Annotated in this window: 20 protein-coding genes; 5 read left to right on the plus strand and 15 right to left on the minus strand. The window is 72.1% G+C overall.

Annotated features, from left to right (window positions below; genetic code table 11):
- Positions 1 to 17: 17 nt before the first annotated feature.
- Positions 18 to 539, plus strand: a complete 522-nt coding sequence (locus tag MTF69_RS15405; RefSeq protein WP_243334725.1) for an ankyrin repeat domain-containing protein — start codon at positions 18 to 20, stop codon at positions 537 to 539.
- Here the strand turns inward: MTF69_RS15405 and MTF69_RS15410 are convergent.
- The 6 genes from MTF69_RS15410 to MTF69_RS15435 all read right to left on the minus strand — a co-directional run bounded on the left by MTF69_RS15410 (position 536) and on the right by MTF69_RS15435 (position 5789).
- A complete protein-coding gene (locus tag MTF69_RS15410; protein WP_243334727.1) occupies positions 536 to 892 on the minus strand; it encodes a cytidine deaminase in 357 nt (118 codons plus the stop codon). The two genes, MTF69_RS15405 and MTF69_RS15410, sit on opposite strands and share 4 nt — an antisense overlap.
- 236 nt (positions 893 to 1128) lie before the next feature.
- On the minus strand, positions 1129 to 1491 hold the full coding sequence (locus MTF69_RS15415; RefSeq protein WP_243334729.1) for an MmcQ/YjbR family DNA-binding protein: 363 nt from the start codon (positions 1489 to 1491) through the stop codon (positions 1129 to 1131).
- Positions 1488 to 2795 carry a hemolysin family protein gene (locus MTF69_RS15420; RefSeq protein ID WP_243334731.1) on the minus strand — a complete coding sequence of 436 codons (1308 nt, stop codon included), beginning with the start codon at positions 2793 to 2795 and terminating at the stop codon, positions 1488 to 1490. The genes MTF69_RS15415 and MTF69_RS15420 overlap by 4 nt, the downstream gene beginning before the upstream one ends.
- A complete protein-coding gene (gene ybeY, locus MTF69_RS15425) occupies positions 2792 to 3289 on the minus strand; it encodes an rRNA maturation RNase YbeY (RefSeq protein ID WP_243334740.1) in 498 nt (165 codons plus the stop codon). Before ybeY ends, MTF69_RS15420 begins: the two co-directional genes overlap by 4 nt.
- Before the next feature lie 13 nt (positions 3290 to 3302).
- Positions 3303 to 4349 (minus strand): PhoH family protein, encoded by a 1047-nt coding sequence (locus MTF69_RS15430; protein WP_243334742.1) that lies wholly within the window; start codon positions 4347 to 4349, stop codon positions 3303 to 3305.
- Between the two features lie 339 nt (positions 4350 to 4688).
- On the minus strand, positions 4689 to 5789 hold the full coding sequence (locus MTF69_RS15435) for a PfkB family carbohydrate kinase (protein WP_243335079.1): 1101 nt from the start codon (positions 5787 to 5789) through the stop codon (positions 4689 to 4691).
- A gap of 248 nt (positions 5790 to 6037) precedes the next feature.
- Between MTF69_RS15435 and MTF69_RS15440 the strand changes: the two genes are divergently transcribed.
- Positions 6038 to 7429 (plus strand): MFS transporter, encoded by a 1392-nt coding sequence (locus MTF69_RS15440; RefSeq protein WP_243334743.1) that lies wholly within the window; start codon positions 6038 to 6040, stop codon positions 7427 to 7429.
- Positions 7430 to 7879: 450 nt separating this feature from the next.
- Here the strand turns inward: MTF69_RS15440 and MTF69_RS15445 are convergent, their stop codons facing one another.
- From MTF69_RS15445 to hrcA, 6 genes are all read right to left on the minus strand, one after another.
- Positions 7880 to 8788 carry a ribonuclease Z gene (locus MTF69_RS15445; protein ID WP_243334745.1) on the minus strand — a complete coding sequence of 303 codons (909 nt, stop codon included), beginning with the start codon at positions 8786 to 8788 and terminating at the stop codon, positions 7880 to 7882.
- 3 nt (positions 8789 to 8791) lie between these two features.
- The gene (locus tag MTF69_RS15450; RefSeq protein WP_243334747.1) at positions 8792 to 9151 is read right to left on the minus strand and encodes a histidine triad nucleotide-binding protein; all 360 of its coding nucleotides are present in this window, start codon (positions 9149 to 9151) and stop codon (positions 8792 to 8794) included.
- 67 nt (positions 9152 to 9218) lie between these two features.
- Positions 9219 to 9965 carry a 16S rRNA (uracil(1498)-N(3))-methyltransferase gene (locus tag MTF69_RS15455; RefSeq protein WP_243334749.1) on the minus strand — a complete coding sequence of 249 codons (747 nt, stop codon included), beginning with the start codon at positions 9963 to 9965 and terminating at the stop codon, positions 9219 to 9221.
- The gene (locus MTF69_RS15460; RefSeq protein WP_243334751.1) at positions 9962 to 11053 is read right to left on the minus strand and encodes a nitronate monooxygenase; all 1092 of its coding nucleotides are present in this window, start codon (positions 11051 to 11053) and stop codon (positions 9962 to 9964) included. The genes MTF69_RS15455 and MTF69_RS15460 overlap by 4 nt, the downstream gene beginning before the upstream one ends.
- 212 nt (positions 11054 to 11265) lie before the next feature.
- The gene (gene dnaJ, locus MTF69_RS15465) at positions 11266 to 12402 is read right to left on the minus strand and encodes a molecular chaperone DnaJ (protein WP_243334753.1); all 1137 of its coding nucleotides are present in this window, start codon (positions 12400 to 12402) and stop codon (positions 11266 to 11268) included.
- Positions 12403 to 13419: a heat-inducible transcriptional repressor HrcA gene (gene hrcA / locus MTF69_RS15470; RefSeq protein ID WP_243334754.1), complete on the minus strand. Its 1017-nt coding sequence runs from the start codon at positions 13417 to 13419 to the stop codon at positions 12403 to 12405.
- Between the two features lie 151 nt (positions 13420 to 13570).
- Here hrcA and MTF69_RS15475 point away from each other — a divergent pair, with 151 nt between their 5' ends.
- Both MTF69_RS15475 and MTF69_RS15480 read left to right on the plus strand, forming a co-directional pair.
- Complete coding sequence (locus MTF69_RS15475) at positions 13571 to 14296, plus strand: MBL fold metallo-hydrolase (protein WP_243334757.1); 726 nt, start codon at positions 13571 to 13573, stop codon at positions 14294 to 14296.
- Between the two features lie 28 nt (positions 14297 to 14324).
- Positions 14325 to 15122 (plus strand): DUF3097 domain-containing protein, encoded by a 798-nt coding sequence (locus tag MTF69_RS15480; protein ID WP_243334759.1) that lies wholly within the window; start codon positions 14325 to 14327, stop codon positions 15120 to 15122.
- Positions 15123 to 15315: 193 nt separating this feature from the next.
- Here MTF69_RS15480 and hemW read toward each other — a convergent pair whose 3' ends face one another.
- From hemW to lepA, 3 genes are all read right to left on the minus strand, one after another.
- On the minus strand, positions 15316 to 16548 hold the full coding sequence (hemW, locus tag MTF69_RS15485) for a radical SAM family heme chaperone HemW (protein ID WP_243334761.1): 1233 nt from the start codon (positions 16546 to 16548) through the stop codon (positions 15316 to 15318).
- 43 nt (positions 16549 to 16591) lie between these two features.
- The gene (locus MTF69_RS15490; RefSeq protein WP_243334763.1) at positions 16592 to 18484 is read right to left on the minus strand and encodes a long-chain fatty acid--CoA ligase; all 1893 of its coding nucleotides are present in this window, start codon (positions 18482 to 18484) and stop codon (positions 16592 to 16594) included.
- 323 nt (positions 18485 to 18807) lie between these two features.
- Entirely contained in the window at positions 18808 to 20673 is a 1866-nt protein-coding gene (gene lepA, locus MTF69_RS15495) for a translation elongation factor 4 (protein WP_243334765.1), read from the minus strand.
- 244 nt (positions 20674 to 20917) lie between these two features.
- Here lepA and rpsT point away from each other — a divergent pair, with 244 nt between their 5' ends.
- A complete protein-coding gene (gene rpsT, locus MTF69_RS15500; RefSeq protein WP_243334768.1) occupies positions 20918 to 21184 on the plus strand; it encodes a 30S ribosomal protein S20 in 267 nt (88 codons plus the stop codon).
- Positions 21185 to 21281: the final 97 nt, after the last annotated feature.

Below are 21281 nucleotides of genomic sequence, written 5' to 3' on the forward strand. Positions count from 1 at the left end.
GCTGCCAGGATGGGCCCGTGGACGACACGGGCGGGACGGCGGCGGCGGACGAGCTGGTACGGGCGGCGGAGGCCGGGGACGAGGCGACCGTCTCGCGGCTGCTGAGCCGGGGTGTCGCCGTGGACGCGCGGAACGCCGAAAGGCGCACGGGACTGGACGTCGCCGTGCACGAGGGCCGGGACGGGGTGGTGCGCGTCCTGCTCGCCGCCGGCGCCGGCCCCGAGCAGATCACGGGCCCGTACAACGAGGAACTGCCGCTGGTGCAGGCGGCCACCAGGGGCCACACCGGCATCGTGCGACAACTGCTCGCCGCCGGCGCCGACCCCGACCGCGCCAACGGGCTGCGCGCCACCGCTCTGGGCCGTGCGGGGGCCGAGGGCCACACGGAAACGGCCCGGGTCCTGCTGGAGCACGGAGCGGATCCGCACATCCCCTGGAAGGCCCTGACCCCCGCCGACTGGGCGACCCGCTTCGGCCACACTGAGACGGCGGAGTTCCTGCGCACCTGGGCCGCCGGGCCGGACGGCCCGGCGGCCTAGGCGCCTGCCGGAGTGGTCGACTTCAGGGTGCCGTCCGGGCCCGCCAGGAGGACCGGGGTGTCCGGGCCGCCGAGGTCACGGACCGCCGCGCGGTCGGCGTCGGAGGGTGCCTCCGCGGCGCTGACGACGGCCGCCGCCTCCAGGGACTGGGCGCCGCTGGCCACGGCCATCGCGACGGCCGTCTGGAGCGCGCTCAGCTTCAGGGAGTCCAGCGCCACGGTTCCGGCGACGTACGTACGGCCGGTCTCGTCCCGGACCGCCGCCCCCTCGGGCACGCCGTTGCGGGCCCGGGCGCTGCGCGCCAACGTGATGATCTTGGTGTCTTCGGGGTCGATCCCGGTGCTGTCGGTCATAGCCCGAAGCATATGGAGCGCGTCGGCGGGGCCGCACGACGACCCCGCAGACGCGCTCTCCCCTCCACCCCCGGCGTCCCCCCGGGACCTTGGTGGCGCAGGGATAAAACTAAGCGCTGCGTAAGCGGGCCCACGGCCCCGAAGGTCCTGTGATCGATGACCTTGGACCCCTCCGGGATTCCACGGACGGGAACGCCGGGGACGCCGGGGACGCCGGGGACGCCGGAAACCATCCCCTACGGCCGGTCGAGCCGCAGCCGCTCCGCCCTCGGCAGGCCCGCGACCACCAGGTCGTACGAGTCCTCGACCAGCTCCCGGACCAGCGCGTCGGGCAGCGCCCCCGGCCCGCCCGCGGTCACCGTGTTCCAGTGCCGCTTGTTCATGTGCCAGCCCGGTACGACCGCCTCGTGCTCCGCCCGCAGCCGCACCGCCTGCTCCGGATCGCACTTGAGGTTGACCTTCAGCGGGTCGGCGTCCAGCGCGCTCAGCGCGAACACCTTCCCCAGCACCTTGAACACCGAGGTCTCCGGAGTGAAGGGGAACTCCTCCACCGCCGCGTTGAACCCCAGACAGAAGTCGCGCAGCTCCGCCGGCGTCACTCCGTCTCCCCCTCCTGGCCCTCCACCGGGACCACCGGCTCCACCAGCACGGTCACGATCTTGTTCCGCCGTCCGGCCGGAGACTCCGCCGTCAGCCGCAGCGGCCGCCCGTCCGGCAGGTCCACCACCGCCGAGGCGCCCGCGATCGGCACCCGGCCCAGCGCCTTGGCCAGCAGTCCGCCGACCGTCTCCACGTCCTCGTCGTCGAAGGAGTCCACCTTGAACAGTTCGCCGAGGTCGGTGATGTCCAGCCGCGCGGTGACCCGGTAGCGGTCCCCGCCCAGCTCCTCCACCGGCGCGATCTCCCGGTCGTACTCGTCGGTGATCTCACCGACGATCTCCTCCAGGATGTCCTCGATGGTGACGATGCCCGCGGTGCCGCCGTACTCGTCGATGACAACCGCCACGTGGTTGCGCACCAACTGCATCTCGCGCAGCAGGTCGCCCGCGTTCTTGGTGTCCGGCACGAACACCGCGGGCCTTATCGCCGTGGAGACGAGGTCGCTCTCCGCGTCCCGGCTGATGTGCGTCTTGCGGACCAGGTCCTTCAGGTACACGATGCCGACGATGTCGTCCTCGTTCTCCCCGGTCACCGGGATCCGCGAGAAGCCGGACCGCAGCGCGAGCGTGGTCGCCTGCCGGACCGTCTTGTACCGCTCGATGCAGACCAGATCGGTGCGCGGCACCATGACCTCGCGCACGAGCGTATCGCCCAGCTCGAAGACCTGGTGCACCATGCGGCGCTCGTCGTCCTCGATCAGCGATTCCTTCTCCGCGAGGTCGACCATCGCGCGCAGCTCCGCCTCGGAGGCGAAGGGCCCCTTGCGGAAGCCCTTCCCGGGCGTGAGCGCGTTGCCGAGGAGGATCAGCAGCTGCGGGATCGGCCCCATGATCCGCGCGAGCGGTACGAGGACGTAGGACGCCGCCGTCGCCGTGTTCAGCGGGTGCTGCCGGCCGATGGTGCGCGGAGACACGCCGACGGCCACGTAGGACACGAGCACCATCACGGCGATGGCCACGAGCAGTGCGGTCCAGTTCTCCCCGAATGCGTCGAGGCAGACGTACGTGACGAGCACGCCCGCCGCCATCTCGCAGGTGACCCGGACCAGCAGCGCGACATTGACGTAGCGGGTGGGGTCGCCGGCGACCTGGGCCAGCTTCGCGCTGCCGCGCCGGCCCTCCCGTACGGCCTGCTCGGCGCGGAAGGCGGAGATCCGGGCGATCCCGGACTCGGCGCACGCGGCGAACCAGGCCACCACGACCAGCAGGACGGCCCCGGTGATCAGCTGGACATCACCGGTCATGAGACGGTCGGCGCCGGGGACGGGCCGGTCACGCCGTTCTCGCCGCGCCAGCCGTCCACGATGGCCGCCTGGAGGCCGAACATCTCGGCCTTCTCGTCGGGCTCCTCGTGGTCGTACCCGAGCAGGTGCAGCACCCCGTGGACGGTCAGGAGCTGGAGCTCCTCGTCCATGGAGTGCTGCGTCGGCGCGTCCTCGCCCTGCTTCTTGGCGACTTCGGGGCAGAGCACGATGTCACCGAGGAGCCCCTGCGGGGGCTCCTCCTCGTCCTTCTTCGGCGGACGCAGCTCGTCCATCGGGAAGGACATGACGTCGGTGGGTCCGGGCAGGTCCATCCACTGGATGTGGAGCTGCTCCATCGCGTCCTCGTCGACGACGATGACGGAGAGCTCCGAGAGCGGGTGGATCCGCATCCGGGCGAGTGCGTAGCGGGCGATGTCGAGGATCGCCCGCTCGTCGACATCGGTTCCGGACTCGTTGTTGACGTCGATCGACATGGTGCGCTGATTTCTACTTCCGCTGGAAGCCGTTCCGCGACTGCTTCGCGTCCTGGCTGTCGTCGTACTTCTCGTACGCGTCGACGATACGGCCGACCAGCTTGTGCCGGACGACATCCTCGGACGTGAGCCGCGAGAAGGCGATGTCCGGCACGCCCTCGAGGATGTCCTGCACCTGCCGCAGACCGCTCTTGGCGCCGCCCGGCAGGTCGACCTGGGTCACGTCACCGGTGACGACGATCTTCGAGTCGAACCCGAGCCGGGTCAGGAACATCTTCATCTGCTCGGGGGTGGTGTTCTGCGCCTCGTCGAGGACCACGAAGGCCTCGTTCAGATTGCGGCCACGCATGTATGCCAGCGGCGCCACCTCGATGGTGCCCGCCGCCATCAGCCGCGGGATCGAGTCCGGGTCGATCATGTCGTGCAGGGCGTCGTAGAGCGGCCGCAGGTACGGGTCGATCTTGTCGAAGAGGGTGCCGGGGAGGAAGCCGAGGCGTTCGCCTGCCTCCACCGCCGGGCGGGTCAGGATGATCCTGCTGACCTGCTTGGACTGCAGGGCCTGGACCGCCTTGGCCATGGCGAGGTAGGTCTTGCCGGTACCGGCGGGGCCGATGCCGAAGACGATCGTGTTCTTGTCGATCGCGTCGACGTACCGCTTCTGGTTGAGGGTCTTGGGGCGGATCGTGCGACCGCGGCTGGAGAGGATGTTCTGGGTGAGCACCTCGGCGGGGGTCTCCGTGTCACCGCCACCGGTGCCGTTCGCCCTGAGCATGGCGATCGAGCGTTCCACTGCGTCCTCCGTCATCGGCTGCCCGGTGCGGAGCACCAGCATCATCTCGTCGAACAGGCGCTGGATCAGAGCGACTTCCGCCGCCGTTCCGATCGCGCTGACCTGATTTCCCCGAACATGGATGTCGGCCCTCGGGAAGGCCTTCTCGATCACGCGCAAAAGGGCGTCGCCCGAGCCGAGGACGGACACCATCGGGTGGGTGGCCGGGACGGTGAAGTGGGCTCGCGCCTGTCCCGGCGCCGGGGTCTGGGCTGTCGGTGTCTGAGTCATGGGCCGGCACTGTGGCCTGCGCATACCTCCCACTGAGGGGCCGCGCCGTTCGACGGCCTCCGGACCTCCAAGCCTACGTCGCCACCCCGGCATCCCCGAGGGGTTTTACGGGGTCCCTTGAGGGGCCCGGGCCGCCCGGCCCACCTCAGCCCCTTCGGCGCTTGAGGAGGGGGGATCCGGGGGCCAGGATCAGCCCCTCCGGCGTATGAGGAGCGGGGGTCCGCGGGGGCCGGCCCCCGGAAACGGCGCCGCACCCGGCCGGACCACCCGGGGCGCGGGCGTCGGGTCGGGGGCGCGGCCCCGCCCGCCCCCCGGCTGCGTTCCCCGGCCGGCCAGGCCCTACGCCGACTGGCGGAAGCCGATCGTCGGGACCGCCCGGCGGCGGCTGGCCGGGGCGGCGGCCCGCGGAACGAGGTCGTCCAGGAAGCCGTACCGCCCGCGCAGGGCCTCCGGGGCGGTGCGCCACCAGTGGGCCACCTCCGGCCAGCCGGGGGCCGAGAGGGAGCCGCCGAACTCCTGCACCGACAGGGCGGCCGTCAGGCCCGCGAAGGCGAGCCGGTCCGCGAGCGGCCACTCGGCGAGGGTGCCGGTCAGGAAGCCCGCCACGTACACGTCACCCGCCCCGGTCGGATCCAGGGCGTCGACCGCGATCGCGGGAACCTCGGCCGTCTCCCCGGTCCGCCCGTCCACCGCGTACGAGCCCTCGGAGCCCATCGTCACCACCGCGATCGGCACCTTCTCGGCCAGCGCCCGGGCCGCCGCGCGCGGGCAGTCGGTGCGCGTGTAGGCCATCGCCTCCCCCGCGTTGGGCAGGAAGGCCTCGCAGTGCTCCAGGTCGGCCAGCGCCCCCAGGTCCCAGCGCCCGCTGTCGTCCCAGCCGACGTCGGCGAAGACGCGGGCCCCGCGCCGGGCCGCCTCGGCGACCCAGGCCTCGCCGCCGCCCGGGCCGAGCGAGGCCACGGCCGCGCGGGCGCGGGGCGGGCACTGGGGGAACGGTCCGGGGCCCGCCGGGGGCGGGGCCTCGTGGCCGTGGGAGACCATCGTGCGCTCGCCCTCGTACGCCATCGAGACCGTGACGGGGCTGTGCCAGCCGGGCACGGTCCGTGACATCGACAGGTCGATGCCCTCGCCCTGTTCGAGGGCGTCCCAGCAGTACTCCCCGTAGTGGTCGTCCCCGAAGGCGGCGGCCAGGGACGTGCGCAGGCCGAGCCGGGCGAGGGCGGTGGCCATGTTGGCGACGCCGCCGGGGCTGGACCCCATGCCGCGCGCCCAGGACTCCGTGCCGCGCACGGGGGCCGAGTCGAGCCCGGTGAAGATGATGTCGAGGAAGACCGTGCCCGTCAGGAAGACGTCGCAGCCCGGTTCTTGGGGGTTGCGCAGCGGCCCGAGCGGGTCCACGGCGGAGTCGAGGCTGTCCCGGCTGCTGCGACTGGTCACGATGTACTCCCCGTTCGGTTCGGCGCGCGTACTTCATCTTGGCGGGTCGTTTCTTCACCAGGCTTGAGCCACGTGTCCCACTCGGCTCAACCCACCTCCGCCATCGGGTCCTCCCGCGCGGGAGGACCCGGCCTACAGTGTGACGCAGATCACCACCTGAACGCCCTTCTCGGGAGATCGGGCCGCTTGATAGATATGAGCCCCGCGGTCTTGCGGAATCTCACGCTCCACCTGCACCACCTGGAACACCCGTGCCCGACCGCACCCCCGCGCCGCCCGCCGCCTGGCCGCTCGTCGCGCTCTTCACCTCCGGTTACGTCGCCCCGTACCTGCTGCCGACCGTCGTCGGCCGGCTCGACGCACACCTCCCGCTGAGCCCCGCACAGGCCGGACTGATCGGCTCCGTGCTGCTGCTCGGCTCGGCCGCCGCCGGATTCACCCTCGCCTCCCGCATCCCGCGCCACGGGCCGCGCCCGCTGGCCCGGCTCGGACTGCTGCTCCCCGTCCTCGGGTACGGCACGGCGGCCGCCACCGCGCAGCTCCCGCTCGTCATCGCGGGCGCCGTCCTCGGCGGCTTCGGCTCGGGCACGGTCACCGCCGTGGCCGCCTCCGGGATCGCCGCGCAGCGCGACCCGCACCGGACCTCCTCGCTGGGGCTGCTGTCGGTGTCGGCGACGGCCGGGGCCCTGTACCTGACCCTGCCCCGGCTCGGCGGCGGGCACTGGCTGCCGTTCGCGGCGATCGCCCTGGTCGCGCTGGTGTGCTGGCCGGCGACGGGCCGACTCGACGGCGCCGACCGTACGGACCCCAGGGACCGCACCGACAGCGCCGTACGGACCTCCGGGCGGCTGCCCTACCCGCGCGCCGGGATGGTCCTCGCCGGGGCCCTGATGCTGTGGTCGCTGGCCCAGAACGCCCTGTGGGGCGTCAGCGGCCGCATCGGTGCGCAGCAGGCGGGCCTGTCCGAGGTCACCCTCGGGATGGTCTTCGCGGCCGCGCTCGGCGCCGGGCTGCTCGGGGTCACGGCCGCCTCCGCGCTCGGGGCCCGGCTCGGGCGGGCGGTCCCGGTGGGCGTGGGCACGGTGGTCATCGCCTGCTGCGTGGTGCTGGCCTCGCACGCCCGGGACCTGGGCTCCTTTGCGGCCGGGGAGATCCTGTGGAACGCGGTCTACCCCGTCGTGCTCTCCTACGCCATCGGCCTCGCGGCCGCCCTCGACCCGCGCGGGCGCTGGGCCGTCCTGGTCGGTTCCGCGTCCTCGCTCGGCGTGGCCTGCGGGCCCGTCACGGGGAGCCTGCTCGCCGAGGGTGCGGGGTTCCCCGGCATGGGTCTGGTCCTCGGGGGCCTGCTGCTGGCGGTGGCCGGGCCGATGGCCGCGGTCGCCCTGCACGTCGGCGGACGCCCGCTGACCCCCGGCTCGGTGCGCCGGCGCGGCGGCGCCCCGGCGGCCGTGCTCGCCGCCGGAGCCGGGACGCCGGCCGGCTCGGTGCCGCGGGTCGGTGCGCAGGAGCTGGAGGTCGTGGAGCTCCCGCAGCTCCGCGCCCGGCCGCTGCGCCTGCCCCCGCTCCGGGTGCTGCTGCTCTCCCCCGCGGCGGCCCGCCGGGGCCGGGAGCGGCCCCGCCGCCGGACCCGCACCGGGGTCTAGCCCGCCGGCGGACGGGCCCCTGAACCCGGGACGGCCGCCCGGACGGAGCTGCCCTGCGGGGCCCGTCCCCTACCCACCCTTCCACCGTTCCCCGGGCTGCGCCCGGACCCGCTGCCGGGTGCGGCGCCGTTCCCGGGGGCCAGCCCCCGGACCCCCGCTCCTCAAACGCCGGAGGGGCTGATTTTGGCTGGGGTGGCAGGCACGTACAGGCTGACGCCGGCCATACCCAGCCTCGCCGGCGTTTGAGGCGCGGGGTCCGGGGCGGAGCCCCAGGGGTCCGGGGCGCAGCCCCGGGGAACGGTGGAAGGGCGGGTAGGGGACAGCCCCGCAGGGCCACGCGCCCGGGGTTGCTCCGCGACGTGGTCGCGCTGAGCGGCGGCATCACCGGACGCGGGCGTCGAGCCCCCGGCTCCGGGCCGGGGCCGGGCCGGGGCCGGGCCGCCCCTCCAGCTAGTCGGCCCGCTTCGGCACGGGAACCCGTACGAGGTCGGCGGCAATCGTCAGCTCGCCCTCGAAGCCGGCCGCCCGGGCCTGGCGTTCGAACTCCGACGGGTCCCCGTAGCGCTGCGAGAAGTGCGTCAGCACGAGGTGCCGCACTCCCCCGTCCCGGGCCACCCGGGCGGCCTGCCCGGCGGTGAGGTGCCCGTGGTCGGTGGCCAGCCGGACGTCTTCGTCGAGGAAGGTCGACTCGATCACCAGCATGTCGCAGCCCGCCGCGAGCACCTCGACGCCTTCGCAGAGCCGGGTGTCCATGACGAAGGCGAACCGCTGTCCGGGGCGCGCCTCGCTGACCTCGTCGAGGGTGACCCCGCCGAGGCTGCCCTCGCGCTGGATCCGGCCCACGTCCGGCCCCTTGATCCCGTGCAGCGCGAGCAGTTCGGGCCGTATCCGGCGCCCGTCGGGCTCGGTGAGCCGGTAGCCGAAGGACTCCACCGGGTGCGAGAGCCGTACGGCGTCCAGGGTGTACGCGTCCCCGCGCGCCAGGATCCCGTCCTCGGCCACCGGCTCCTCGGAGAGCTGCACGGTCTCGCGGTAGGCGGTGGCGTACCGCAGCCGGTCGAAGAACTTCTGCCCGGAGGCCGGGTAGTGGGCGGTGACGGGGTGCGGGACCCGGTCGAGGTTGATCCGCTGGAGCACCCCGGCGAGGCCGAGGCTGTGGTCCCCGTGGAAGTGGGTGACGCAGATCCGGTTGATGTCGTGCGCGGCCACCCCGGCGCGGAGCATCTGGCGCTGGGTGCCCTCGCCCGGATCGAAGAGGATGCCCTCGCCGTCCCAGCGCAGCAGGTAGCCGTTGTGGTTGCGGTCGCGGGTGGGTACCTGGCTGGCGGTGCCGAGGACCACGAATTCCCGTACGGACACGTCTTATCCGGGGGGCCACTGGAGCCCGCGCCCGCCGAGGACGTGCGCGTGGGCGTGGAAGACGGTCTGACCGGCGCCGGCGCCGGTGTTGAAGACGACGCGGTAGCCGTGCTCGACGATCTTCTCGTCGGCGGCGATGCGACCGGCCTCGCGCAGGACGTCGGCGGCGATCCCGGGCTCCGCGGCCGCGAGGGCGGCGGCGTCGGCGTAGTGCACCTTCGGGATGACGAGGACGTGGGTGGGCGCCTGCGGGTTGATGTCGCGGAAGGCGACGGTGGTGTCCGTCTCCCGTACGACCGTCGCAGGGATGTTCCCAGCGATGATCTTGCAGAACAGGCAGTCGGCCTGCGGTTCCCCGGCCATGTGCTGAACCCTTCGTGACGGGTGATCGGTTCGGGCATCGTATCCACCACCGCCGCCGCCCGACCGGTCAGGACCAGCGGCCCGTCCTCGCCAGCAGGACCGCCGCGGCCGCCGTGCCCGCCGTGGAGGTGCGCAGCACCGAGGGGCCCAGCCGGTACGGGTGCGCCCCGGCCGCGGCGAAGGCGGCGAGTTCGTCCGGGGAGACCCCGCCCTCGGGTCCGACGACCAGGACGATGGAGCCGGCGGCGGGCAGTTCCGCGGTGGCCAGTGCGCCCGAGGGGGCGTCCCGGTCCTCGTGCAGGACCACCGCGAGGTCGGCCTCCGCGAGCAGCGCCGCCACCTGCTTCGTCGACAGCGCCTCCGCGACCTCGGGGAAGCGCACCCGGCGGGACTGCTTGCCCGACTCCCGGGCGGTGGCCCGCCACTTCGCGAGGGATTTGGCGCCCCGGTCGCCGCGCCACTGGGTGATGCAGCGCGAGGCCTGCCAGGGCACGATCGCGTCGACGCCGGTCTCCGTCATGGTCTCGACGGCGAGCTCACCCCGGTCACCCTTGGGCAGGGCCTGGACGACGGTGATCCGAACGACGGGTTCCGGCTCCTCCATGACGGACTCCAGGTCCGTGATCACCAGACGGTCCTTGCCTTCCGCCGCCTTGACCACCCCCTCGGTCCACCGGCCGCGGCCGTCGGTCAGCACCACGTCCTCGCCCGGGGCGAGCCGCTTCACGGAGACGGCGTGGCGGCCCTCGGGGCCGTCCAGGACGAACTCCGGCCCCGAGGGAACCTTTTCGACCACGAACACCGGGGCGGTCATGACGCACTCCTCATCTGCATTGCTTTCAACACGTCCTGTGCCGCGCCGAGTTCCGCCGCGAGCACCTCCACCAGTTCCCCGGCCGGCAGGGCCCGCGCCAGCCGGTGCCCCTGGCCCGCCCACAGGGCCATGCCCTGCGGGTCCCCGGCCGCGGCGGCGGCTTTGCGCAGCGGCGCGGTCAGGTGGTGCACCTGCGGGTACGCGGCCGGGGCGTACGGGCCGTGCTCGCGCATGAACCGGTTGACCAGCCCGCGGGCCGGCCGCCCCGAGAAGGCCCGGGTCAGCTCCGTCCGGACGAACAGCGGGTCGGTCAGCGCCTTCTTGTGCAGGGCGTGGGCGCCGGACTCCGGGCAGGCCAGGAAGGCCGTGCCGAGCTGCGCCGCCTCCGCGCCCGCGGCGAGCAGCGCGGCGATCTGCGAGCCGCGCATCAGGCCGCCCGCCGCGATGATCGGGAGGGCCACGGCCTCGCGCACCTGCGCGACGAGCGCGAGCAGGCCGACTCCGGCCGTGCCGTCGCCCTGCGGGTCGTCGCGGTGGGTGCCCTGGTGGCCGCCCGCCTCCACGCCCTGGACGCAGACGGCGTCGGCGCCGGCCGCCTGCGCGGCGCGGGCCTCCTCGACGGAGGTGACGGTGGCGATCGTGTACGTACCGACCTTGCGCAGGCAGGTGAAGGCCGCGGGCGAGGGCAGGCCGAAGGTGAACGAGACCACGGGTACCGGGTCTTCGATGAGAATGGCCAGTTTGGCGTCATAGCCGTCGTCGCTGGTTCCGATGATGTCCTCGTCGGCGAGGGAGATCTCGTACCAGGAGGCCTCGCTGGCGAGGTGCCCGCGGTAGGCCTCCACGGCGGCCGGGTCCACGTGGGAGGTCTGCGGCAGGAAGAGGTTGACGCCGAAGGGGCGGCGGGTGAGCGCGCGCAGCCGCTTGATCTCCTGGTACATGCCGTCGGCGGTCTTGTAGCCGCCGGCGAGGAAGCCCAGTCCGCCCGCTTCGCACACGGCGGCCGCGAGCGGCGGGCAGGACGCGCCGCCCGCCATGGGCGCCTGCACGATCGGGTACGCGAAGAGACCGTTCGGTGCGGAGGACATGAGCTGCATCGTGCCATGTCCCGCTCACGGGACCGAATCACGGCATTCGCCTGGCATAGTCCCCTTCACCGGGGTGCCCGAATACCGCCGCCGCCCTGCCGTCCCGCATGCCGCGAGCCCGGTCCGGGGCATCCCCGGACCGGGCTCGCAGGTGTTCTCGTAGCTGCCCGTACGCTGCCCGTACGCTGCCCGTACGCTGCTCCGCGCGCGGCTCAGCGCCCGTTGAAGGCGTCCTTCAGGCGGCTGAACAGGCCTTGCTGGCCCGGCGCGAACTGGCCGAGCGGCCGCTCCTCGCCGCGCAGCTTGGCGAGCTGGCGCAGCAGGTCCTCCTGCGCCGGGTCCAGCTTGCTCGGGGTGGTGACCTCGACGTGGACGATCAGGTCGCCCCGGCCGCCGCCGCGCAGGTGCGTGACGCCCCGGCCGTGCAGGGGGATCGCCTGGCCGGACTGGGTACCGGGCCGGATGTCGATCTCCTCGAGGCCGTCCAGCGTCTCCAGCGGGCACTTGGTGCCCAGGGCCGCCGCGGTCATCGGGATGGTGACCGTGCAGTGCAGGTCGTCCCCGCGCCGCTGGAAGGTCGGGTGCGGCAGCTCGTGGATCTCCACGTACAGGTCGCCGGCGGGGCCGCCGCCGGGGCCGACCTCGCCTTCGCCCGCGAGCTGGATCCGGGTGCCGTTCTCGACGCCCGCCGGGATCTTGACGGTGAGGCTGCGGCGGGAGCGGACCCGGCCGTCGCCCGCGCACTCGGGGCAGGGGGTCGGGACCACGGTGCCGAAGCCCTGACACTGCGGGCAGGGGCGCGAGGTCATGACCTGGCCCAGGAAGGACCGGGTGACCTGCGAGACCTCACCGCGGCCGCGGCACATGTCACAGGTCTGCGCCGAGGTGCCGGGGGCGGCGCCTTCGCCGGAGCAGGTGGTGCAGACGACGGCCGTGTCGACCTGGATGTCCTTGGTCGTGCCGAAGGCCGCCTCGTCCAGTTCCAGGTCGAGGCGGATCATGGCGTCCTGGCCGCGGCGGGTCCGCGAGCGCGGTCCGCGCTGCGAGGACTGGCCGAAGAAGGCGTCCATGATGTCGGAGAAGTTGCCGAAGCCACCCGCTCCGAAGCCGCCGGCTCCGCCGCCGCCCGAGGAGGACAGCGGGTCGCCACCGAGGTCGAAGACCTGCTTCTTCTGCGGGTCCGAGAGGACCTCGTAGGCGGCGTTGATCTCCTTGAAACGCTCTTGCGTCTTGGGATCGGGGTTCACATCCGGGTGCAGCTCGCGCGCGAGCCGCCGGAATGCCTTCTTGATCTCGTCCTGCGATGCGTCGCGGCGCACGCCGAGAACGGCGTAGTAGTCCGTGGCCACTTACGACTCCGCCAGGATCTGTCCGACGTAACGTGCCACTGCGCGTACCGCTCCCATCGTTCCGGGGTAGTCCATGCGGGTCGGTCCGACCACGCCGAGTTTGGCGACTGCTTCGCCGCCCGAACCGTAGCCGACCGAGACGACGGACGTGGAGTTCAGTCCCTCGTAGGCGTTCTCATGCCCGATCTTTACGGCCATTCCCGACTCACTGGCCTCGCCCAGCAGCTTGAGGAGCACGACCTGCTCCTCCAGCGCTTCGAGCACCGGCCTGATCGTCAGGGGAAAATCGTGTCCGAAGCGGGTGAGGTTGGCGGTGCCGCCGATCATCAGCCGCTCCTCCGCCTCCTCGACCAGCGTTTCGAGGAGGGTGTCGAGGACGGCACGCACCGTCACCCGGTCCTCGTTCTCGAAGGATTCCGGAAGGTCCTGCACCAGCGGCGGCACGTCGGTGAACCGGCGGCCGACGACACGGCTGTTGAGGCGGGCCCGCAGGTCCGCGAGCGAGGTGTCCGCGAAGGGGGCCTGGCAGTCGACGATCCGCTGTTCGACCCGGCCGGTGTCCGTGATGAGGACGAGCATCAGGCGGGCCGGGGCCAGCGAGAGCAGTTCCACGTGCCGGACGGTGGAGCGGGTCAGCGAGGGGTACTGGACGACGGCGACCTGCCGGGTGAGCTGCGCGAGCAGCCGCACCGTACGGCCGACGACGTCGTCGAGGTCCACGGCCCCGTCGAGGAAGTTCTGGATGGCCCGGCGCTCGGGCGTCGACAGCGGTTTGACCCCCGCCAGCTTGTCGACGAAGAGGCGGTAGCCCTTGTCCGTGGGGATCCGGCCGGCGCTGGTGTGGGGCTGGGCGATGTAGCCCTCGTCCTCCAGCACGGCCATGTCGTTGCGCACAGTGGCGGGCGAGACGCCGAGCCGGTGCCGCTCGGTGAGCGCCTTGGAGCCGACCGGCTCCTCCGTCCCGACGTAGTCCTGGACGATGGCGCGCAGCACTTCGAGTCTGCGTTCGCTGAGCATCGCGCACACCTCCATCGTTTCCGTCGTTCGCGGCTTCGGCAGGCCCTGCCTGCTGGCACTCTGAGCGTTCGAGTGCCAGAGATCCCCCGGTCAGTGTACGGCGGGGTGGTACGCCCGTAGCAAGGGCGGCCCGCCAAGGTAGCGTCGCGGCATGGACGTGCGTTGGGAAGAGGCAGGCTGGGAACGGCTCACCGAGCGGGCCGGCCGCAAGCGGCTGCCGGTGTGGGACTGCACCGTGGGACTGGTGGTGGGCGAGGATTCCGCCCTTCTGATCGACCCCGGGTCCTCCCTGCGGGAGGGCTCTCTGGTGCGGGCCGAGGCGGAGCGGCTGGCAGGTCGGCGCGTGACCCATCTCGCATTCACACACGGACATTTCGACCACGTTCTGGGTGGTGCGGCCTTCGCCGGGGCGGAGGTCTACGGTCCGGTCGGACTGGACGACCTGCTCTCCGTGAGCCGGGACGAGCTGCGGTCCGACGCGGTCCGCCAAGGCCTGCCGGAGGCCGAGGCGGCCGAGGCGGCGGACCTGCTGGTGATCCCCCGGCACCTGGTGTCGGGCGAGTGGACCCTCGACCTGGGCGGGGTGCAGGTGCTGCTGGCGAACGTGGGCCCGGGGCACACCCGGCACGATCTGGCCGTCTTCGTGCCCGGTGCGCGCGAGGTGGTCTTCTGCGGCGACCTGGTCGAGGAATCGGGCGAGCCGCAGGCGGGTCCGGACGCGGCGCCCCGGCAGTGGCCGGCGGCCCTGGACCGGCTCCTCGCCCTGGGCGGGGACGACGCTCTGTACGTGCCGGGTCACGGAGCGGTGGTCGACGCGGCCTTCGTGCGTGCCCAACGCGACACACTGGCAATCCGTTTCGGCGTGTCGGACACCTGAGGCGGCCCGCTCTCCTACCCTCGGCCGGATGCGTGAGTACTCCCCCGACCTGACCCCGCAGTGGAAGCGCGCCAAGCCCGTCCCGGAGGTGCCGGCCGATCCCGGCCTGGTGGTCGAGGTGGCGGGTACGGACTTCTGCGGCGCGGTGGTGGCCTGCGAGGCGGGCACGGTCACCCTGGAGGACCGCTTCGGCAAACGCCGCGTCTTCCCCCTCGAACCCCGCGCCTTCCTCCTGGACGGCGCGGTGGTGACCCTGACCCGCCCGGTCCGGGGGCCGGCCGCCCCGGCCCGTACGGCCTCGGGCTCCATCGCCGTCCCCGGGGCCCGGGCGCGGGTGGCCCGGGCGGGCCGGATCTACGTGGAGGGCCGCCACGACGCCGAACTGGTCGAACGGGTCTGGGGCGACGACCTGCGGATCGAGGGCGTCGTGGTGGAGTACCTGGAGGGCATCGACGACCTCCCGGCCGTCGTCGCCGACTTCGCCCCCGCGGCCGACGCCCGCCTGGGCATCCTGGTGGACCACCTGGTCCCCGGCTCCAAGGAGTCCCGCATCGCCGCCTCGGTGACCTCCCCGCACGTCCTGATCGTGGGACACCCGTACGTGGACGTCTGGCAGGCGGTGAAACCCTCGGCCCTCGGCATCCGCTCCTGGCCTGTGATCCCGCCCGGCCAGGACTGGAAGACGGGCATCTGCCGCGCTCTGGGCTGGCCGGAGAACACCGGAGCCGCCTGGCAGCACATCCTGTCCCGCGTGACCTCGTACAAGGACCTGGAGCCCACCCTCCTGGGCGCGGTGGAGCACTTGATCGACCACGTGACGGCGTAGCCGGCTCAAACGCCGGCGAGGCTGGATTGCCCGTAGGGCAATTTCAGCCCCTCCGGCGTTTGAGGAGCGGGGGTCCGGGGGCCGGCCCCCGGCAACGGCGCCGCACGCGGCAGGGGTCCGGGCGAAGCCCGGGGAACGGTGGAAGGGCGGGTAGGGGACTCCGCCCCACAGGGCCGCCCCACCCCGGACGGGGTCAGTCGACCAGGTCGCGGACCACCGCGTCGGCCAGGAGCCGGCCACGCAGCGTCAGAACGGCCCGCCCGGCCGCGTAGGGCGCCGCTTCCAGGAGCCCGTCCGCAAGGGCACGCCGGGACGCCTCCAGCCCCGCCGCCGCGAGCAGCGACAGCGGCACCCCGTCCACGAGCCGAAGCTCGAGCAGGATCCGCTCGACCCGCCGGTCCTCCTCCGAGAGGAGCTCCCGCCCCGCCCCGGGCGAACGTCCCTCGGCCAGCGCCGCCGCGTAGGCCCCCGGGTGCTTCACGTTCCACCACCGCACCCCGCCCACGTGCGAGTGCGCTCCGGGCCCGGCCCCCCACCAGTCGGCCCCGCGCCAGTACAGCTCGTTGTGCAGGCAGCGCCCGGCCTCGGAGGTGGCCCAGTTCGAGACCTCGTACCAGGAGTACCCCGCCTCGGCCATCACCGCGTCGAGGATCAGGTACCGGTCCGCGTGGACGTCGTCGTCCGTCATCGGAACCTCGCCGCGCCGGATCCGCCGCGCGAGCTGGGTGCCCTCCTCCACGATGAGCGCATAAGCACTGATGTGATCGGGCCCGGCCCCCAGCGCCGCCGACAGCGACGCCCGCCAGTCCTCGTCCGATTCCCCCGGCGTCCCGTAGATCAGGTCCAGGTTCACGTGCTCGAAGCCCGCCGCCCGCGCCTCCGCGACGCAGGCCTCCGGCCGCCCGGGGGTGTGCGTGCGGTCCAGCACCTTCAGGACGTGCTGCTTCGCGCTCTGCATGCCGAAGGAGATCCGGTTGAAGCCGCCCGCGCGCAGCTCCGCCAGGTACTCCGGGTTCACCGACTCCGGATTGGCCTCGGTGGTGACCTCGGCGTCCTCGGCCAGCCCGAATTCCTCGCGGATCGCCGCGAGCATCCGTACGAGGTCGCCGGCGGGCAGCAGCGTGGGCGTGCCGCCGCCCACGAAGACGGTCCGTACGGCCCTGGGGTCGTCCCCGAGCACCTTCCGTGCGAGCCGGACCTCGTCGATCAGGGTGTCGGCGTAGTTCTCCCGGGAGGCGAGCACACCGCCGGTGCCCCGCAGCTCGGTGGCCGTGTAGGTGTTGAAGTCGCAGTACCCGCAGCGCGTGGCGCAGTACGGAACGTGCAGGTAGAACCCGAGCGGCCGCTCCCCGGCTCCCGCCAGGGCGTGGAGCGGCAGCGAGCCGTCTTCGGGCATGGGTTCACCGTCGGGCAGTGCGGAAGGCATGCGCCCATTGTCCCGCACTGCCCCAAGGTCGTTTACGCGTGCGCTACGCCTCCCGGGAGCCCTCGTACATCTCCTCGATGAGGTGCTTGAACTCGCGCTCCACGACCGGCCGCTTCAGCTTGAGGCTCGGCGTCAGGTCCCCGTGCTCCACGTCGAGGTCGCGCGGCAGGAGGCGGAACTTCTTGACCGTCTGCCAGCGCTGGAGACCCTCGTTGAGGGTCTGGACGTAGGTCTCGATGAGCCGGTTCGTCTCGGGAGCGGCCAGGACCTGGGAGTACGTCTTGCCCTCCAGGCCGCTCTCGGCGGCCCACACCAGGATGGAGGGCTCGTCGAGGGCGATGAGGGCGGAGCAGAAGTTCCGGTCGGCCCCGTGGACGACGATGCTGGAGACGTAGGGGCAGAGCGCCTTGAACTGGCCCTCGATCTCCGCCGGGGCGACGTACTTGCCGCCCGAGGTCTTGATCAGGTCCTTCTTGCGGTCGGTGATGCGCAGGTAGCCGTCCGCGGAGAGCTCGCCGATGTCGCCCGTGTGCAGCCAGCCGTCGGCCTCCAGCACCTCGGCGGTCTTCTCGGGCTGCCCGTGGTAGCCCTGCATGATGCCGGGGCCGCGCAGCAGCACCTCGCCGTCGTCGGCGATGCGGACCTCGGTGCCGGGGAGCGGCTTGCCGACGGTGCCGGTGCGGTAGGCCTCGCCGGGGTTGACGAAGGAGGCGGCGCTGGACTCGGTGAGCCCGTAGCCCTCCAGGATGTGGATGCCCGCGCCGGAGAAGAAGTAGCCGATGTCGGGGGCGAGGGCGGAGGCACCGGAAACCGCGGCGCGCAGGTTGCCGCCGAAGGCCTCGCGGAGCTTGGAGTAGACGAGCGCGTCGGCGATCTTGTGCTTGGTGGAGAGGACGAGCGGGGCGGTGGCGTTGCCGGTGCGGCGGAAGTTGTCCTGGGTGACCTTGGCGTACTCGCGGGCCACGCCGACCGACCACTGGAAGATCTTGTACTTGGCTCCGCCGCCGGCCCGGGCCTTGGCGGCCACGCCGTTGTAGACCTTCTCGAAGATGCGCGGGACGGCCGCCATGTAGGTCGGCTGCACGATCGGCAGGTTCTCGATGATCTTGTCGATCCGGCCGTCGACCGCGGTGACGTGACCGACCTCGATCTGGCCGGAGGTGAGCACCTTGCCGAAGACGTGCGCGAGCGGCAGCCAGAGGTACTGGACGTCGTCCTTGGTGATCAGGCCGGTGGCGACGGTGGCCTTGGCCATGTACGACCAGTTGTCGTGCGGCAGCCGCACGCCCTTGGGGCGCCCGGTGGTGCCGGAGGTGTAGATGAGCGTGGCGAGCTGGCCGGCCGTGATGGTCGCGATCCGTTCCTTGACCGCCTCGGGGTGCTTGGCCAGGTACGCGTGGCCGCGCGCCTCCAGGTCGGCGAGGGACAGCACCCAGCCCTCGGGGTCGCCGTCGACGGCGATGGCGTCGGCGGCCTCCACCACCACCACGTGCGCGAGGTGGGGCAGGTCGGCGCGCCGCTCGCGGGCCTTGGCCAGCTGCGCGGCGTCCTCGGCGATCAGTATCCGGCTCTCGGAGTCGGAGAGGATGAACGCCGACTCCTCGGCGTTCGTGCTCGGGTAGATGGTGGTCACGGCGCCGCCGGCGCACATCACGCCGAGGTCGGCGAGGATCCATTCCACCCGGGTGTTGGAGGCGAGCGCGACGCGCTGCTCCGACTGGATCCCGAGGTCGATGATCCCGGCCGCGATGGCGAAGACGCGCTCGGCGGCCTGGCCCCAGCTGAGCGACTTCCAGTCGTCGGGGCCGCCCTTTCCGTCCGCGGCGGGGACGGGATAGCGGTAGGCCTCGCCGTTCGGCGTGGCGGCGACACGCTCCAGGAACAGGGTCGCCACGGTGGGCGGGCGGTTCTCGATCAAGGTCTGTGTGTCGCTCACGGACATCCTCCGGACCACGCGGCAGGCCTGTCTCGTCACAAGGCGGGACTGACGGGGTGACGAGTCGGGGTGGGTGGCTGAGTCAGGGCTTGGCCGCATCCGACCAAGAAAAACTGGCGAGTAACCAACGAGCAGTGATCAGACTAGGGGCCCTCCGCCTGGCGCGTAAGAGCCCTTGGGGCGCCGATTCATAACGAAGCGGAAGCCGTACCCCGCGGCGCCCGCGCGCCGGGACGGTGCACGCCCGCGCGCCGGGACGAAACAGGCCCCCGCGCCGGAGCACGGGGGCCTGCTTCACATCCGACCGATGACCGTCGCGGCGGCTACTTCTTCTTGCTGCCGGACTCGTCGCTGGAGAGGACGGCGATGAAGGCCTCCTGCGGGACCTCCACGGAGCCGACCATCTTCATGCGCTTCTTGCCTTCCTTCTGCTTCTCCAGCAGCTTCCGCTTACGGGAGATGTCACCGCCGTAGCACTTGGCGAGCACGTCCTTGCGGATGGCGCGGATGGTCTCGCGGGCGATGACGCGGGAGCCGACGGCCGCCTGGATCGGGATCTCGAAGGCCTGCCGCGGGATGAGCTCGCGCAGCTTGGCGACCAGGCGCACGCCGTAGGCGTAGGCGGCGTCCTTGTGGCAGACGGCGGAGAAGGCGTCGACCTTGTCGCCGTGCAGCAGGATGTCGACCTTGACCAGGCTGCCGGACTGCTCGCCGGTGGGCTCGTAGTCGAGGGAGGCGTAGCCGCGCGTCTTGGACTTCAGCTGGTCGAAGAAGTCGAAGACGATCTCCGCGAGCGGGAGCGTGTAGCGGATCTCGACCCGGTCCTCGGAGAGGTAGTCCATCCCCAGGAGGGTGCCGCGGCGCTGCTGGCAGAGCTCCATGATCGCGCCGATGAACTCGGAGGGTGCGAGCAGGGTGGCCCGTACGACCGGCTCGAACACATCCGAGATCTTGCCCTCGGGGAACTCGCTCGGGTTGGTGACGGAGACTTCCTTGCCGTCCTCCATGACGACGCGGTAGACCACGTTCGGCGCGGTGGCGATCAGGTCGAGCCCGAACTCGCGCTCCAGGCGCTCGCGCACCACGTCCAGGTGGAGCAGACCGAGGAAGCCGACGCGGAAGCCGAAGCCGAGCGCCGCCGAGGTCTCCGGCTCGTAGACGAGCGCGGCGTCGTTGAGCTGGAGCTTGTCCAGGGCCTCGCGCAGGTCGGGGTAGTCCGAGCCGTCGAGCGGGTACAGGCCCGAGAAGACCATCGGACGCGGGTCCTTGTAGCCGCCGAGGGCCTCGGTCGCGCCGTTGTGCAGGCTGGTGATGGTGTCACCGACCTTGGACTGACGTACGTCCTTCACGCCGGTGATGATGTAGCCCACCTCGCCGACGCCGATGCCGTCGGCCGGGGTCATCTCCGGGGAGGAGACCCCGATCTCCAGCAGCTCGTGCGTGGCGCCGGTCGACATCATCCGGATGCGCTCGCGCTTGTTGAGCTGGCCGTCGACCACACGCACGTACGTGACGACACCGCGGTACGAGTCGTAGACGGAGTCGAAGATCATCGCGCGGGCCGGGGCGTCCTTGGGACCGACCGGGGCCGGGACCGTGGCGACGATCTTGTCGAGCAGCACGTCCACGCCGAGACCGGTCTTCGCCGAGACGCGCAGGACGTCCTCGGGCTGGCAGCCGACCAGGTTCGCGAGCTCCTCGGCGAACTTCTCCGGCTGGGCGGCCGGCAGGTCGATCTTGTTCAGGACCGGGACGATCGCGAGGTCCTTCTCCATCGCCAGGTACAGGTTGGCGAGGGTCTGCGCCTCGATGCCCTGGGCCGCGTCCACCAGGAGGACCGTGCCCTCGCACGCCGCCAGGGACCGCGAGACCTCGTAGGTGAAGTCGACGTGCCCGGGGGTGTCGATCATGTTGAGGATGTGGGTCTTGCCCATGTCCTCGCCCGTGTTCGGCGCCCAGGGCAGCCGGACGGCCTGGGACTTGATCGTGATGCCGCGCTCACGCTCGATGTCCATGCGGTCGAGGTACTGGGCGCGCATCTGCCGCGAGTCCACCACACCGGTGAGCTGGAGCATCCGGTCGGCAAGGGTCGACTTGCCGTGGTCGATGTGCGCGATGATGCAGAAATTGCGGATCAGCGCCGGGTCGGTACGGCTCGGCTCGGGCACGTGGCTGGGGATCGCGGGCACGCAGTGTCCTGATTCTCGGGTCGCAGTCGGAACGAAGTGTGGGCGTCGGTCTGCGCGAAACCAGATCCGTTCGGGGCTGGTCGGATCTATACGCAGACTCCCATCGTCCCATGAACCGGGAAGTGCGCTCGGTTTGGGCCGGTCGGACGGCAGCTGGTAGCCTGAGCAGCTGTGTCTCGTGTGCCCTCTAGCTCTACGGGACGCAATCCGAAGATCAAATCTCTGAACCTGCAAAGGCTCTTTCGTGGCGAACATCAAGTCCCAGGTCAAGCGCAACAAGACGAACGAGAAGGCTCGCCTTCGCAACAAGGCCGTCAAGTCCTCGCTCAAGACCGCCATCCGCAAGGCCCGTGAGGCCGTCGTCGCCGGTGACGTCGAGAAGGCCACCGTGGCTTCCCGCGCCGCTTCCCGCGCGCTCGACAAGGCCGTCTCGAAGGGTGTCATCCACAAGAACGCCGCCGCCAACAAGAAGTCGGCGCTGGCGATCAAGGTTGCCTCCCTTCAGGGCTGAGCCCCTGATGTGATCGCCGGGCAAGGATCCAGCGGGCCCTCTCTCCCGCTCCCGACCGGCACTCCGCGCCGCACACGAAGCGTTCGCCACGCGGGTG

The organism is Streptomyces sp. AP-93 (genome assembly GCF_022808175.1).
Classification (GTDB): Bacteria; Actinomycetota; Actinomycetes; order Streptomycetales; family Streptomycetaceae; genus Streptomyces.